Source organism: Cupriavidus oxalaticus (genome assembly GCF_004768545.1).
GTDB classification, from domain to species: Bacteria; Pseudomonadota; Gammaproteobacteria; order Burkholderiales; family Burkholderiaceae; genus Cupriavidus; species Cupriavidus oxalaticus_A.
The window spans coordinates 1,003,927-1,018,903 of the sequence record NZ_CP038634.1 but is presented as its reverse complement, the minus strand read 5'-3'; the positions used below and the strand labels follow the sequence as shown (position 1 = coordinate 1,018,903).

Annotated in this window: 12 protein-coding genes and 1 pseudogene; 7 read left to right on the top strand and 6 right to left on the bottom strand. The window is 69.4% G+C overall.

Translation table 11 applies throughout. The features are described 5' to 3' along the window. Positions 1 to 99 precede the first annotated feature (99 nt). From E0W60_RS04400 to E0W60_RS04385, 4 genes and pseudogenes are all read left to right on the top strand, one after another. Positions 100 to 1,650 carry a DUF1800 domain-containing protein gene (locus E0W60_RS04400; protein ID WP_431189877.1) on the top strand — a complete coding sequence of 517 codons (1,551 nt, stop codon included), beginning with the start codon at positions 100 to 102 and terminating at the stop codon, positions 1,648 to 1,650. 27 nt (positions 1,651 to 1,677) lie between these two features. Beyond that, positions 1,678 to 3,011, top strand: a pseudogene (locus tag E0W60_RS04395) (DUF1501 domain-containing protein). Positions 3,012 to 3,103: 92 nt separating this feature from the next. Further along, positions 3,104 to 3,346 (top strand): antitoxin, encoded by a 243-nt coding sequence (locus E0W60_RS04390; RefSeq protein WP_133095853.1) that lies wholly within the window; start codon positions 3,104 to 3,106, stop codon positions 3,344 to 3,346. Next, the gene (locus E0W60_RS04385) at positions 3,346 to 3,747 is read left to right on the top strand and encodes a type II toxin-antitoxin system VapC family toxin (protein WP_135703148.1); all 402 of its coding nucleotides are present in this window, start codon (positions 3,346 to 3,348) and stop codon (positions 3,745 to 3,747) included. Before E0W60_RS04390 ends, E0W60_RS04385 begins: the two co-directional genes overlap by 1 nt. A 17-nt stretch (positions 3,748 to 3,764) precedes the next feature. Here E0W60_RS04385 and E0W60_RS04380 read toward each other — a convergent pair whose 3' ends face one another. Further along, entirely contained in the window at positions 3,765 to 6,404 is a 2,640-nt protein-coding gene (locus E0W60_RS04380; RefSeq protein ID WP_133095851.1) for a penicillin-binding protein 1A, read from the bottom strand. A gap of 318 nt (positions 6,405 to 6,722) precedes the next feature. Here E0W60_RS04380 and E0W60_RS04375 point away from each other — a divergent pair, with 318 nt between their 5' ends. Continuing rightward, entirely contained in the window at positions 6,723 to 7,793 is a 1,071-nt protein-coding gene (locus E0W60_RS04375) for a porin (protein ID WP_135703147.1), read from the top strand. 136 nt (positions 7,794 to 7,929) lie between these two features. Here E0W60_RS04375 and E0W60_RS04370 read toward each other — a convergent pair whose 3' ends face one another. Then, on the bottom strand, positions 7,930 to 8,415 hold the full coding sequence (locus tag E0W60_RS04370; protein WP_135703146.1) for a DM13 domain-containing protein: 486 nt from the start codon (positions 8,413 to 8,415) through the stop codon (positions 7,930 to 7,932). 139 nt (positions 8,416 to 8,554) lie between these two features. On the opposite strand from E0W60_RS04370, the gene E0W60_RS04365 reads away from it, so the two are divergent. Then, positions 8,555 to 8,788 carry a hypothetical protein gene (locus E0W60_RS04365; RefSeq protein WP_063237348.1) on the top strand — a complete coding sequence of 78 codons (234 nt, stop codon included), beginning with the start codon at positions 8,555 to 8,557 and terminating at the stop codon, positions 8,786 to 8,788. Then, on the top strand, positions 8,776 to 9,585 hold the full coding sequence (locus E0W60_RS04360; RefSeq protein ID WP_133095849.1) for a CDP-diacylglycerol diphosphatase: 810 nt from the start codon (positions 8,776 to 8,778) through the stop codon (positions 9,583 to 9,585). Before E0W60_RS04365 ends, E0W60_RS04360 begins: the two co-directional genes overlap by 13 nt. Before the next feature lie 21 nt (positions 9,586 to 9,606). Here E0W60_RS04360 and E0W60_RS04355 read toward each other — a convergent pair whose 3' ends face one another. The 4 genes from E0W60_RS04355 to E0W60_RS04340 all read right to left on the bottom strand — a co-directional run bounded on the left by E0W60_RS04355 (position 9,607) and on the right by E0W60_RS04340 (position 14,976). Then, positions 9,607 to 11,181 carry a TAXI family TRAP transporter solute-binding subunit gene (locus E0W60_RS04355; RefSeq protein ID WP_135703145.1) on the bottom strand — a complete coding sequence of 525 codons (1,575 nt, stop codon included), beginning with the start codon at positions 11,179 to 11,181 and terminating at the stop codon, positions 9,607 to 9,609. Position 11,182: 1 nt separating this feature from the next. Then, positions 11,183 to 12,373, bottom strand: a complete 1,191-nt coding sequence (gltS, locus tag E0W60_RS04350; protein WP_133095847.1) for a sodium/glutamate symporter — start codon at positions 12,371 to 12,373, stop codon at positions 11,183 to 11,185. A 270-nt stretch (positions 12,374 to 12,643) separates the two neighbouring features. After that, a complete protein-coding gene (locus E0W60_RS04345) occupies positions 12,644 to 13,810 on the bottom strand; it encodes an ABC transporter permease (protein WP_135703144.1) in 1,167 nt (388 codons plus the stop codon). A gap of 11 nt (positions 13,811 to 13,821) precedes the next feature. Further along, on the bottom strand, positions 13,822 to 14,976 hold the full coding sequence (locus tag E0W60_RS04340) for an ABC transporter permease (protein ID WP_133095845.1): 1,155 nt from the start codon (positions 14,974 to 14,976) through the stop codon (positions 13,822 to 13,824). Position 14,977: the final 1 nt, after the last annotated feature.

Sequence of the window (14,977 nt, the reverse complement as noted above, 5' to 3'; positions counted from 1 at the left end):
GCGCCCATGTCAACGGAAACGCGCTTGCCCCGTAACATTGACAGTGGGCATGACAAGGAGGCGGGCATGGATGCGGCGCAACAGGCGGGGCATGGCAGGATGCCGCGGCGGCTGGCCGCCTGGCGCGCCGGCGCAGCGGTGGTGCTGGCCGCCTGCGCAGGCGCCTGTGCCCAGATGCCGGACGCCGGCAGCGACAGCGCGACCGACCTGCGCTGGCTCAATACCGTCAGCTTCGGCGCCGACCAGGCCAGCCTGGCCGAGCTGCGCCGACTGGGACGCACAGCCTATCTGGAGCGCCAGCTCGCCATGCCGCTGGCGGATCCGCCCGAACTTGGGGCCGCCATCGCCGCGCTGCCGGCCCTGCAAGGCGACCCCGGCACGCCGCTGCTGGCTGCGCGGCAGGCGCGCGAGCGCATCGACGCGCTGGCCGACGCAGACAGCAAGCAGCAGGCCCGCCAGGCCCTGAACGAAAAAGGCCGCGAGCTGGTGGCCGATACCGCGCGGCGCCACCTGCTGCGGGCGCTGTACTCGCCGGCGCAACTGCGCGAGCAGATGACGTGGTTCTGGATGAACCACTTCAATGTCTATTCGGGCAAGGGGCAGGTGCGCTGGCTGCTGCCCGACTATGAGGAACGCGCGATCCGCCCCCATGCCCTGGGCCGCTTCCGGGACCTGCTGATGGCCACCGTCACCGCGCCGGCGATGCTGCTCTACCTCGACAACGCGCAAAGCAGCGCCAACCGCATCAACGAGAACTACGCGCGCGAGCTGATGGAGTTGCATACGCTGGGCGTGGCGGGCGGCCCCAGCGGCTCGCGCTACACCCAGCAAGACGTGCAGGAACTGGCGCGCGTGCTGACCGGCGTCGGCGTCAACCTGCGCGGCACGCCGCCGCGGCTGCCGCCCGCGCGCGCGGCGCTGTACCGCAGCGACGGCGCGTTCGAGTTCAATCCGGCGCGGCATGACTTCGGCGCCAAGACGCTGCTGGGCCAGCGCATCGAGCCGGCCGGGTTTGCCGAGGTCGAGCGCGCGGTGGCGATCCTGTCGCGCGAGCCGGCCACGGCGCGATTTATCAGTGCCAGGCTGGCCGCTTATTTCATCGCCGACAACCCGCCGCCCGCACTGGTCGACCGCATGGCCCAGACCTTCGCGCGCACCGATGGCAATATCGCCGCGGTGCTGCGCACCATGCTGCTGGCGCCCGAGCTGGACCGGCTGCCGGCTTCTTCCCCGCGCAAGTTCAAGGATCCGGTGGTCTACGTGGTGTCGTCGCTGCGGCTGGCCTACGAAGGCCGGCCGGTCGCCAACCTGCGCCCGGTGCTGAACTGGCTGAACCAGCTGGGCGAGCCGCTGTATGGCCACGTGACACCCGACGGCTATCCCGCGGCGGAGAGCGCCTGGGCCAGTTCCGGGCAGATGGTGCGGCGCTTCGAGATTGCGCGCGCAATCGGCTCGGGACCGGCCGGATTGTTCGCCGGCGATGCGGGCACGCCGCGCGGCGCGCGCTTCCCGGTGATCGGCAACAAGCTCTACTACGACGGCATCGAAGCCACGCTTGGCCCGGCAACGCGCGCGGGGCTGGCGCAGGCGGCCTCGCAGGCGGAGTGGAATACCGTGCTGCTCAGCTCGCCCGAATGGATGCAGCGCTGACGCGCACGGGAAAGGAAGGAGCTCGCCATGCGACGCAGACAATGGCTCGGCACGATGGGCGCCACCGCGCTGGCGTGGGCGCTGCCCGCCACGGTGTCGCGCGTCTACGCGCTGCCGGCGCAGGCCGACGCCCGCTTCCTGCTGGTGTTCCTGCGCGGCGGCTATGACGCCGCCAGCGTGCTGGTGCCGGCCGGCAGCGACTTCTATTACGCGGCGCGCCCCAATATCGCGATCCGGCGACCGCCCGCCGCCGGAGCGGACCCCGACCCCGGCGCCGCCGTCGCGCTGGCGCCGGCCTTTGCCGCCGACAGCGCCGCGCGCGGCATCGGCGGCTGGGCGATGCACCCGGCACTGGCGCCGGCCATGCTGCCGCTGTGGCAGCGCGGGCAGCTGGCCTTCGTGCCGTTTGCCGGCACGCATGACTTGTCGCGCAGCCACTTCGAGACGCAGGACACCATCGAGGCAGGGCTGCCGGGCGCGGGCGACGATCCACGCGACCACAACCGCAGCCAGCTCGCCGCGCTGCGCGGCAGCGGCTTTCTCAACCGCCTGGCGCAGGTGATGGGCGGCCAGGCCGCGCCGGTGGCCTTCACCGATGGCCTGCCACTGGTGCTGGCGGGGCCGCGCGGCGTGCCCAACGTCTCGCTCAAGGGCAGCGGCCGCACCCCGTTCGACGCGCGCCAGGAACAGATGCTGGCGCAGATGTACCGCGGCACGCGCTTCGAGTCGCTGATCGACGAAGGCTTCGAGCTGCGCCAGGCGGTCGCACGCCAGGCCGAGGCGGCCGCAGGGGACATGGCAGGTGGCAGCAACATGGCCGCGCGCCAGCAGGAGATGCAGGCCGCCAACCGCCGCTCGCTCAGCGCGCGCGGCTTCGAAATCGAGGCGCGGCGCATGGCGGGGCTGATGCGCGAGCGCTTCAACCTCGGCTTTATCGACGTCGGCGGCTGGGATACCCACGTCAACCAGGGCGCGGCGCAGGGCCAGCTCGCCGGCCTGCTCGACAACCTCGGCCGCGGCCTGTCGGCCTTCGCCGACGGTATGGGGCCGGCGTGGGGCAATACCACGGTGGTGGTGCTGTCGGAGTTCGGCCGCACGTTCCGCGAGAACGGCACCCGCGGCACCGACCATGGCCATGGCACCGTCTATTGGGTGGCCGGCGGCGCGGTGCGCGGCGGGCGCATCGCGGGCGAGCAGGTCGCGGTGGAGCGCGCGGCGCTGAACCAGGACCGGGACTGGCCGGTGCGCAATGAGTATCGGGCGGGCTGGGCGGGCTGCTCCAGCGGTTGTACGGCTTGGATGCGGGGCGGCTGGAACAGGTGTTTCCAGGGGGGCGGGCCGGTGATCTGGGACTGATTTGAGTCGTCGACGAGGCACTGCGGCGATTTGAGCCGGCTCTCATTGCAGTACCCCGGCATTTGGCATATGCTTTGGCATATGCGAAGGAGGTTCGATGACGACAACCGACGAAATCCGCCATGTCAGGCTGTTCCGCAACGGTCGCAACCAGGCAATCCGCATCCCGCGCGAGTTCGAGCTGCCCGGGGACGAGGCCATTCTTCGCCGCGAAGGCAACCACCTCATCATTGAGCCGGTCGCGGCCACGCCGTTGCGGGCGCTGCTGTCGCAATGGGAGCCGATCGACGACGATTGGCCGACGATCGACGACTTGCCAGCCGAGGACGTCAATCTCTGATGGCCTTGTTCCTGCTCGACACCAATATCATTTCCGACGCCATTCGCAATACTCGTGGGGCTTGCGCGGCCCGGATCGAAGCGACCGACCCCGATAGTCTCTGCACATCGATCATCGTCGCGGCCGAATTGCGCTTCGGCGCAGCAAAGAATGGCTCATCGGCGCTCAGCCAGCGTGTCGGCCAGGCACTGGCCGGCCTGCGCGTCCTGCCCCTCGGCGGTGACGCGGATCACTGCTACGGCGAGTTGCGTGCAGCACTGGAGCGCAAGGGCACAGTCATCGGAGCCAATGACATGCTGATTGCCGCGCATGCGCTCTCGCTTGGGGCTGTTTTGGTCACCGACAACATGGGTGAATTTTCCCGCGTGAACGGACTGCGCTGCGAGAACTGGATGGCGTAAGCCCGCCAGTGCCTGCTTTAGCCGGGCGCGACGCTGCTCTGGTTATTGCTTTCCGGCGTCACCGGTGCCGGCGGTATTGGCGCTGCGGGTACGGGCGCAGCCGGCGCCGGCCGCCCGGCCGGATACGCAGGCGCCGCAGGCGCATTGGAGCCTGCTGGATCGGGCGGCGGGGCAGGCGGCGTCGCGGGCGTGACCGGTGCCTGCGATGCCGCTGGTGCCTGCGCTGGACTTGCCTCAAAACCCGGCGGCACCGCCATCACTGTTTCCCCCTGATCCAGCGCCAGGCTGGACTCTTCCCCGCCACTGCCCCCACCGCTCCCCGGCGCTGAGGCCGACGCCATCGGCGTGCTCGCCGGCGGCGCCACATCCGCCTCGGGCGCCGGCAGCGCCGGACGGCGCGGTGCCGGGCGCGGCGCGGTGGCGTCGTTGGCCTTGTCGCGGCTGAACAACTGGGCCCACCAGCCGCGCACCTGGTTGCCGAGCGAGGCGAACACATGGGTTTCCTCGTACTCGGCAAAGCGAGCGCTACCGTCGATGATGCGGCCGCGCAGGGCGCGCTGGTAGAAGTCGCCGACCATCGGCAGCGCGCTGTGCGCGCCCTGGCCCCAGTAGTCGCTGCGCAGCGTGACGCGGCTGTCGTTGAAGCCGACCCAGGCGCCGGCGACCAGCTCCGGGTGCATCATGATGAACCAGCCGTCGGCGTTGTCCTGCGTGGTGCCGGTCTTGCCGGCCACGTCGGCGCGGATGCCGAAGCGCGAGCGGATGCCGGCGCCGGTGCCGCGGTCGATCACGTCGCGCATCACGTCGAGCAGGGTCTGCGTGGTGGCGTGGGGCAGGGCGTGCTCGGCGCGCGCCGGGCGGAATACCTGCAGCACATTGCCGTTGCGGTCTTCGATCCGCGTGACCATGGTCGGCGCGATGTAGTTGCCGGCGTTGGCGATGGTGCCGTAGGCGGCCACCATCTCCTTGAGCGTGACCGGGCTGGTGCCCAGCGCCAGCGACGGCACCTCGTCGAGCCGGCTTTCGCGCACGCCCATCTCGCGCGCCAGCCGCGCCACGCGCGCCGGGCCGACCTGCTGCATCAGCTGCGCGGTGATGGTGTTGCGCGAGTAGACCAGGCCGTCGCGCAGGCTCATCGCGCGCCCGGTGGGGCGGCCCTCGTCGGACGGGCGCCAGATCTCGCCGCCGGCCAGCTCGATCTCGACCGGCTGGTCCATCAGCGTGTCGTCGGGCGACTTGCCTTCCTCGAACGCCGCGCCGTAGACGAAGGGCTTGAAGGTCGAGCCCGGCTGGCGGCGCGCCTGCTGCACATGGTCGAAGGCGTCCTGCGTGTAGTCGCGGCTGCCGACCCAGGCGCGGATCTCGCCGTTGCGCGGATCGATGGCGAGGAAGCCCGCCTGGATCCGCGTCTTCTGCTGGTGCAGCGCGCGCATGAAGGCGCCATTGGCCAGCAGCTGCTTCATCGCGTCTTCGGACGGCGTGCCGGCGGCGGTGGCGGCACGGTATTCCGGCGACTCGCGCACGAAGGCCTGCACCAGCGCGCGGTCCGCGGCCCAGCCCGCGCGCGGCGCCCAGGCCGCGTTGGCGATCGCCTGCAGGCGGTTGCCTTGCTGCGCCACCGCCTGCGTGGCCATGGCCTGCAGGCGCGCGTCGATGGTGGTGCGCACCACCAGGCCGTCGGCGTAGATGTCGTAGCCGTTGCGGTCGGCCCAGCCGATCAGCCACTTGCGCAGCTGCTGCGCGAAATGCGGCGCGGGGCCGGGCGGCTCGGTCTGGCGCTCGAAGTCGATACGCAGCGGACGGCGTTTGAGCTGCTCATAGCGGGCCGCGTCGAGCTTGCCGCGCTTGACCATCTGCCCCAGCACGATATTGCGCCGGTCCAGCGCGCGCTCGGGGTTCAGCACCGGGTTGTAGTAGCTGTTGCCCTTGAGCATGCCGATCAGCGTGGCGCTCTGCAGCACATCGAGCGAGCGCGCCGGCTTGTCGAAGTACGTGCGCGCGGCCATCTCGATGCCGAACGCGTTGTACAGGAACGGCACCGTGTTCAGGTAGGTCTCGAGGATTTCGTCCTTGGTGTACAGGGCCTCGATCTTGAACGCGGTGATCGCTTCCTTGAGCTTGCGCGTCAGCGTGGGCGCGCGGCCGATCTCGTCGGGATAGAGGTTGCGCGCCAGCTGCTGAGTGATGGTCGAGCCGCCCTGGCGGTCGCCCGAGAAGGTATGCACCGCGGCCGAGGCAAGGCGGCGCCAGTCGAGCCCGTGGTGCTCATAGAAGCGGTGGTCTTCGGTCGAGATCAGCGCCGCCACCACGTTGGGAGAGATCTGCTTGAGCGGCACCCAGTCGCGGTTGGCCCACTTGAAGAGCGCCAGCTCCTTGCCGTCGGCCGAAAGCACCTGCGCCGGCTGCTCGGACTTGGCCTTGCGGATGTCGCTGATGCCCGGCGTGAACGGCACCAGCACCAGCACGTACAGCAGCAAGGCTGCCGGCACCGCGGCCATGCCCACCAGCACGCCACGTCGCGTGGGGCGCAGCGAGCCGGGCCGGGTCAGGCCCAGGCGCGCGCTGCGCGCGCACAGGCCGGAAAGGCGTTGCTGGATCGAGGCGGGGAGCGGAGCCTGCAGCGAGGCTAGCCGGGTCTTGATCTCTGCCAGCTTCATGACGCGAAGCTGTCGAGGCAAGGGCACATGGCGGCAAGGAGCACTGGCATTACCGTCGTCGGAAAAGCCTGCATCCTACCAAAACGATCCCGTCGGTTGCAGGGAAAACCCCCATGCGAGTGCTATTCGGCACTTTGTGCTGCGTACTACTCGTCACAACGCTTTCATATTGCGCCAGCACAATGCGCCGGCCGCACTTGTGCGGACGTGCGCCGCCGCCGGGTCCTGCGCGGCCAGCCAGCTCAGGCCAGGATGGCCGACCGGTCCCGGTCGGTCCGGCGCGGTGTCATGGAATCACCATAAAACAGAGAAATCACAGTGAAGAAAGCTCTCCTTGCAATGGCGGCAGCAGTGGCCGCTACCGCGGTATCCGGGGTGGCCTCGGCCCAGTCCGCATCGAACATAACGCTGTACGGCATCGCCGATGCCGGCCTCGAAGTCATCAGCCACGTGCCCGGCACCAACGGTGCCCAGGGCACGGCCACCCGCCTGAACTCGGGCAACCTGTCCGGCTCGCGCTGGGGCGTGCGCGGCACCGAAGACCTGGGCGACGGCCTGAAGGGTATCTTCGTGCTGGAAAGCGGTTTCGATATCGATACCGGCACCTCAGGCCAGGGCAACCGCCTGTTCGGCCGCCAGGCCTACGTGGGCCTGCAGGGCGGCTTCGGCGCCGTCACGCTGGGCCGCCAGCAGAACGCGCTGTACGACCTGTTCGGCGCCTTCGACCCGATGGGCGTGGGCCCGCGCTACTCGCTCAACAGCGTCGACTCGGCCTTCAACGGCCGCGCCGACAACACCATCAAGTACACCGGCAAGTTCGGCGGCCTGACCGCCACCGGCTTCTACAGCTTCGGCCGCGACAACAACGGCGAAGTGCCGGGCGAACCCAAGGTCGCGCGCAACTTCGGCGGCGGGCTGACATATGCCGCCGGCGGCTTCTCGGTCGGTGCCGCCTACGACCAGTACCAGGGCGCCACCGTGGCGCTGCAGGACCGCAGCGCCAAGCGCGCCGCGGTGGGCACCGCCTATGCCTTCGGCGACGCCAAGGTGTTCGCCGGCTACCGCTGGCTGAAGGACGATGGCGTCTCCAGCGCCACCGCCGCCGCGACCCGCAGCAACGTCTACTGGGCTGGCGCGCAGTACCGCTTCACGCCCGCCTTCCTGGTGACCGGCGCCGCCTACTACAACGACACCCGCAGCAGCGATGCCGATCCGTGGATGTTCGTGCTGTCGGCGGACTATTCGCTGTCCAAGCGCACCGACGTGTACCTGAACGTGGGCTACGCCAAGAACAAGAACGGCTCGGCCCTGGGCCTGAATGGCGTGGGCACCGTGGTCGCGGGCGAGAACCAGACCGGCGCCACCATCGGCATGCGTCACCGCTTCTGATCACCGCCGCCTGATGCCCGCCCGCGATGGCGCTGCGGCGCCGCGCACGGGCGGGCGCGTGATGTTCATATCGACACCTTGCCTGTGCGGGGTTCGTTGGGCCGGTTCCTCGATCGGCCTTTTTTTCTTGCGCGGCCTACCGGTAGGCCGCGGCACTGATGAATTGCCCGAACCGCTCGCACCAGATCACTACCGCACGGTGCTGGCCGGGATCGACGCCATCCGGCAACGCGACGGTGAAATTGCCGAAGGTCTTCAACGGCGCAACCTGCACCGCGCGGTCCTTGATCGCAAGGAAAGCGGCCTTGGTGTCGACGAACTCCGGCACCAGGTAGATCCGGTAGTCCGGTCCCGGCGCCACGCTGCCTTCGAAGGCAATGGCGCGGTCCGACACATGCAGCCGTCCGCTGGCCCAGTGGAATGCGTCACTGCCGGCCAGGTCCTTGCGGAAGGCGCCGGAAAAGGCCGCCTGCCGCGACACCTCCTGTAACTGCCCGATACTCGCCCCCGCCTGCTCGGTCAGGATCGGCAGCACATAGATCCCGGCCGCGAAGCCGGCCGCCAGCATGGCGAGATGCGTCAGCGCGAGGATTGCGATCTTGCGAGGTGACTTGATCGTCATGTCTGGCTCCGGTTTCCGGCGAGGGGACATCGGTTGGTCGTGGCCGGTGCGGCTTCCTGACAGCAAGTTACAGCCGCAGTCATCAAAGCAACACAGGAATGTGGTTATGATTTGGCGTCCTCATGACGAGAAGCTGCCTATGACACTCCACGTCACGATCCGTACCATCCGTACGGGCGCGCTGCAGACGGCCCGCTACCAGGCCCAGGTCTACCCGACCACCGACGCCGAAGCCCTGCCGCTGCTGGCCACACCCTGGAGCGAACGCGAGGCCGAGGTCTTCCGCGACGCCCAGTTCTGGGCCCAGCGCCACGCCTATATCGTGTCCAACCCGCGGGTAGGGACGTACTACGGCATTCCATGCCGGCGCTGACCCCGGCACGCCGGCGCGGCGCGCTGGCGTTGGCGGCGGCAATGATGCTGGCGGGCTGCACCGCCGAGAACGTGGTCGGCGTCCTGTCCGGCGGGCGCGATGGCCTGTGGCGCAACGTGCAGCAGCGCTGCCTGGCGCCGCCGCAGCCGCAGCATGCCGATTGCGCCAGCGTCGACCGAGCCCGCGGGCTGGTGCTGTACAAGGACGCGATCGGCGTGTCGCACTACCTGGTGATCCCGGCACGGACAGTGACGGGCGTGGAGGATCGCAAGGCGTGGGACGGCACCGGTGCCAACGCCTGGGCCTTCGGCTGGGACGAGCGCGGCATGGTCGGGCAGGCGCTGGGCAAGCCCGTGCCGGACGACATGCTGGGGCTGGCGGTCAATTCCCGCACCTCGCGCAGCCAGGACCAGCTCCATATCCATCTCGATTGCATCAGCGCCGCGGCGCGCGCCTTCGTCAATGGCGCGAGCGGGCCGATCGGCACCGAGTGGACTTCGCTGCGGTTCGACGGTAAGCCGGTGCGGGCCAGGTTTATCCCGGCTGCCACGCCGGTCCTGTCGGCCGACCCGTTCGCGCTGGTCGGGGGCAGGGCTGACGATCCCGGCGCCAGCGCCGCCGCGGTGCCGCCGCCCGACCGGGGCATATTCCTGACCTATGGCCAGGACCGGCAGGGCCGCCCTGGCTTCTTCCTGGTGGACCAGCCGGTCCACGCGGCGGGTGGCAGCAATGGCCATGCGAGCGATTTTCTCGACCGGCGCTGCCGGCTGGCGGCGGAGTTGCCGGCGGCAGGGTAGCGCGAGCGGCGGCTTCCGGGGTTAGCGGGCGGCCGGCCTGGATGCGGTGGCAGCCGGTGCCGACGCGGGTGCCGGTGCCTGAGTGGCCGGTCCTCCGGACCGCTGCGCTGGCGTGCCCGCCGCCAGGCCGTCCAGCACCTTTGCTGCCGCCAGGTGCTGCGGAATCACCAGCCCTTCGCGCGCCGTGGCCACGTTGATCTGCCCGCCCTGGGCGCTGCCGCGCGCGACGAAGTCGCGGCCATGCCGGTACACCAGCCGCGTCAGGTCGGCCACCTCGGTATCCGACAGGTCGGGTCCGGTCACCAGGATCGCCGCGGTGGCGACGGTGCGCACCGGCTCGCGCAGGCCGGGGTACGTGCCGGGTGCGATGCTGGCGCGGAAATACCCCGCCTTCTGCCCGACCATCGCCGCGATAGCGCGCTCGTCCAGTGGCAGCAGTCGCAACGGCAGTTCGCTCAGCGCATCGCGGATGCTGTCGGACGGCACGCCGATCACCTGCATCACGGCATCCACCTGGTTCTGGCGCAGTGCCACCAGCGCCGCGCCCAGGCCCACTTCCTCGGCCTTGAAATCCTTCTCGGCCAGCCCGTGTGCGGCCAGCACGCGCAGCACCGTGCCGCGCGAGGCCGAGCCGCTTTCGCCCACCGCAATGCGCTTGCCGCGCAGGTCGGACACCGAGCGTGCCGGATCGCCGTCGCGCACGAGCACGTGCACCGGTTCCGGGTACAGGCTGCCGACGGCGCGCAGCGACGCGTGCGGCCCGTCTTCGGCAAAGGCGCCCTTGCCCTCGTAGGCATCGAGCGCGGCATCGCCCTGCGCCATGGCCGCCGAGACCTTGCCGGCGCGCAGCAGGCGCAGGTTCTCTTCGCCGCCGCGAGTGACCAGCGCGATGGCGCGCACACGCGCGCCGTCCACCAGCGCGCGCACGAAGCGCAGGTACTGGCCATGCTCGGCGCCGGCGGCAATGGCGTAGCCCTCGTCCACGCGTGCCAGCCGGGCGCGGATATTGGCGTGCGCGGTGGTCAGTTCCTGCTCGATCACCGCGCGCTGCGCCGGCGAGGCGTCCTTCTGCACCGCCTCGATCACCTTGCGCATCGCATCCAGGATCGCTGCCGGGCCGGTGGGCGCGTTGGTGGCCACGGCCGGCGCCTCGGCGGGGCGATAGCCGGCGGGCTGCACGCTGACCCAGCGCTCGCCGTCGCGCCGGTACAGCGCGGTGCCGTGCGCGCGCAGCACGTCGCCCGCCTTGTTGCCGCCGCTGGTGACCCCGGTGATCCCGCGCGGCCCCGCGCCCAGCGCCGAGATCAGCCCGGCCACGCCGGGCGAATCCCACGCGCCGAAGTCGTAGTCGCGCAGCAGCTTCAGTTCCGCATCGAAGTACACCACGCGCCGGGTTTCGCCGGCCGGTGCCTTGGTATCGGACTGCGAGCCGCGCCGGTCGACGTCGACCAGCTGCACGGTGCCCGGCGGCAGCGCCTGCGCCAGGCGCTCGTTGAGATTGGCGCGGATGCCGTCGGCGTTCGGGCCGCCGCCGCAGCCGCCCAGCCACAGGCTGGCCAGCAGCGCAAAGAGGAAGGCAAGGCAGGCGCGGCGCATGTCAGCCTCCGATCAGCGGCAAGGCCAGCAACATGGTCAGCACGAACGCGTTCATCAGGTCGACAAAGAACGCGCCGGCCAGCGGCGTGATCAGGTAGCTGGTGGGCGCCGGCCCGTAGCGCGCGGTGATCGCGCGCATGTTGGCCATGGCGGTCGCCGTGGAACCCATGTTGAAGCCGATGAACGCGGCCGAGGTGACCGCCGCCTCGTAGTCGCCGCCCATGAAGCGGAAGCAGACGAACACCACGTAGAGGATGATGAACACGACCTGCATCGCGATGATCAGCAGGAACGGGCCGGCCGACAGCGCCACCTCGGCCAGGTCCAGCGCCATCATGGTCATCACCAGGAACAGCGACAGGCAGACGTTGGTGATCAGGTCGGTGGCGCGGTCGTCGAAGCGCAGGCCGATGAATGGCAGCAGGTTGCGGATCGCGATGCCGAGCATCATGCACCACAGGAAGCCGGGGATGGTGATCGGGCCCGCCGGCATCTGCGCCGCGATCCAGCGCCCGCCGATCACGGCGGCCAGCATGCCGGCCAGCGCGGCGAGCGCGCCGACCGTGGTGATCGGCGACGCGGCGGCGGCTTCCTCCTCGGTGTCGCCGACCTCGCGCGCGGTCGAGCGCAGCTTGTAGCGCGAGATCAGGTACTGCGCCACGGGACCGCCGATGATGCCGCCGACGACCAGGCCGATGGTCGCCACCGTCATCGACAGGTCCATCACCGCCTGCAGGTTGTTGACCTCGGCGAAGCGCTCGGCATAGGCGGCCCCGGTGCCATGGCCGCCCACCAGCGTGATGGAGCCGCTCACCAGCCCGAAGATCGGGTGCAGGTCGAGTGTCCTGGCCATGGCCACGCCGACGGCGTTCTGCACCACGATATAGGGCAGCAGGATGATCAGGAAGATCACCAGCGCCCTGCCGCCCCGCTTGAGCATGCGCAGGTCGGCGCCAAGGCCGACGCCGCCGAAGAACATCAGCAGCAGCACCGGCTTCATGCCGGGATCGATGACCACGCGGAAATTCGCCGCCGCCGCTGCCACCGACGCGACGATGGCGAACAGCAGCCCGCCGGTGACGGGGTCGGGGATGTTGTAGCGCGACAGGATGCCGACGCTGCGGTTGACCAGGGTGCCGATCAGCAGCACCACCACGGCAGTCAGCAATGAAGCCAGCAGGTCGAGATTCATCGGGGGCGTCCTGGCGGTAAGTCCTGCGGTGGGGCGCCGCTGGCCGTGCCGGTGCGCACTGGCCGCCAGCGAGGCCTGGCGAGTAGCATGCATCACTACGGGTTGTAGACGGACAGTGGGGAGAAGGCAAGGAAAGGATCGGGGCTCTTGGAGACCTGTAGCGAAGCCAACGGCGTTGGGTGCGCCCAAGCCGCCCGAGCCGGGCTAAGCAAGGTGTTCTCCCTCTCCCCTCATTGGGAGAGGGGAGCAAACCGGCAGCGAGCGAGCCGCTCAACGCGCCCGCAGCGCATCCACGATATTCATCCTCGCCGCCCGCACCGCCGGCAGGAAGCCGCCCACCAGCCCCATCGCCATCGCGAACCCGAGCGTCTGCAGCGCAATGCCAGGCGTCAGGATGAAGCGGAACGACAGATCGGCAAACGTCTGGAAATTGGTCGTCGAGAACGACGCGAATTGCATCAGCGCCGCAAACGCCAGCCCGGCCACGCCACCCACCAGTCCGAGCAACGCCGCCTCGATCAGGAAAGCCACCAGCACGTTGGCACGCTTGAATCCCAGCGCGCGCAGCGTGCCGATCTCGGCCACGCGGTTGGCCACCGACGCGTACATGGTGATCATGGCGCCGATCATTGCCGCAATCGAAAAAATCGTGGACAGCGTAAAGCCCAGGATATTGATAAATTTGGACAGCGCCCTGGACTGGTCGCTATAGAAGACCTGCTCGCGCTTGGCCTCGTCGGCAAGGCGTGGATCCACGTCGATATCGGCGCGGAAGCGCTCGAACAGCGTGGGGTTGGCCAGCCGCACCACCATCGACGAATACGCATTGCGCCGGAACGACTGCATCAGCTGGTCGACATCGCCCCAGATCTCCGAGTCGAAACCGCTGCCGCCGGCGTCGAAGTGGCCCACCACAGTCCACTCGCGCTGGGCGAAGCGCAGGTGTTCGCCGATCTGCACGCCGGCAAAGCCGTCGGCAATGCTGCTGCCGACAATGATTTCAGCCGAGCCCGGACGGAACATGCGCCCCGCCACGAGCCTGACCTGCGGACGCAGGTCCATGCCCAGCGGCGAGATGCCGCGGATCACCACGTTGGAGGGCTGCCCGGTGCTGGACTTGGTCAGCGAGATCAGCACCACGGCCTCGCGCGAGGCCATCGGCTGGCCGGCGCCGGTCATGGCCACCGCCGGGTGCATTTCCATGATGCCGGCCTGGCCGCGCTCGACGGCGCTCTGGATTTCGGTCTCGGCGCCTTTGCGGATCACTACCACGTTGTCGCGCTCGCCGGTGGTGACCAGCGTCTTCTTCAGGCCGGCATCCAGCATCAGCATGGTGGCGAAGACAAAGACCACCAAAGCCAGCCCGCCCGCGGTCAGCGCGGTGGTCAGCCGCCGGGCCCACAGGTTGCGCGCGATATAGGTGAGCGGGATCGCCATGGTCGAACGCGTCAGCCGATTGCCCGCAGGCCTTCGACGATGCGCACCCGCGCGGCCTGCACCGCGGGCACGATGCCGGCGGCGATGCCGACCGCCAGCGCGCACGCGGCCTGCGCGCGCATCGTTTCCTGCGACACTGTAAACACCGGGAATACGCCGCCCACCGCCTGCTTGAACGCCGCCGCCATCGGCGGCGTAGCCAGCATGCCGAGCGCGCCGCCCGCCACGCAGATCGCCAGCGACTCGCCGAACACCAGCAGCGCCAGGAATCCTGGTCCGAAGCCCAGCGCCTTGAGCGTGGCGTATTCCGCGGTGCGCTCGCGCGCACTCATCGCCATCGCATTGGCCATCACCGCCATGATGATCACGATCACCACATAGGAGACCACGCGGATCGCCGCGATGATCTGGTTCGACATGGCGACGAAGCCGAGCTGGAACGCCTGCTCGGTCTCGGTCAGCGTCTCGGCCAGCGAGTTGCGGAACACGGCATCGACATTGCGCGAGATCGCCGCGGTGTTGTCGGGATTGTCGACGCCCAGCACATAGACCCCGACCTGGTCGGCCTGCCGCGGCGACTTCTTGCGGATGGTCTCGTTCAGGTATTCCCAGTGGAACACCATCTGCTTCGTGATGATGCTTTCGTCGCGGCCGTCCATGATGCCGCGCACCACGAACTCCCAGGTGCCGGGGTAGATGGTGCCCTTGATCGGGATCACGTCGCCGATCCTGAAGCCGAACTGGTCGGCCAGCTGGCGGCCGACCAGCGCCCCTTTGCGGTCGCGCTGGTATTCGGCACGCTGCTGTTCGGGAACGATGAATTCCGGGTAGAGATCGAGATAGTTGTCCGACACTGCGAACTGCGCGAAGAAATTCTTGCGGTCGCGATAGACGCCGCCGAACCAGTTGGAGCGCGCCACCGCGGTCACGCCGTCGACGCCGCGGATGCGGCCCTCGTAGCTGAGCGGCAGCGGGAACACCAGCGAGATCGCATTGCGCGTCACCAGCCGCGCGCTGGACGCGGCCGACGCGCCGGCGTACCACGCATCGATCACGGTCTGCAGCAGCCCGAACGCCAGCACCGCGATCACCAGCCCCAGCACGGTCAGCGCGGTGCGCAGCTTGTGCCGCAGTGCGTTGCGAGTGATCAGCTTGAGCGCGTACATG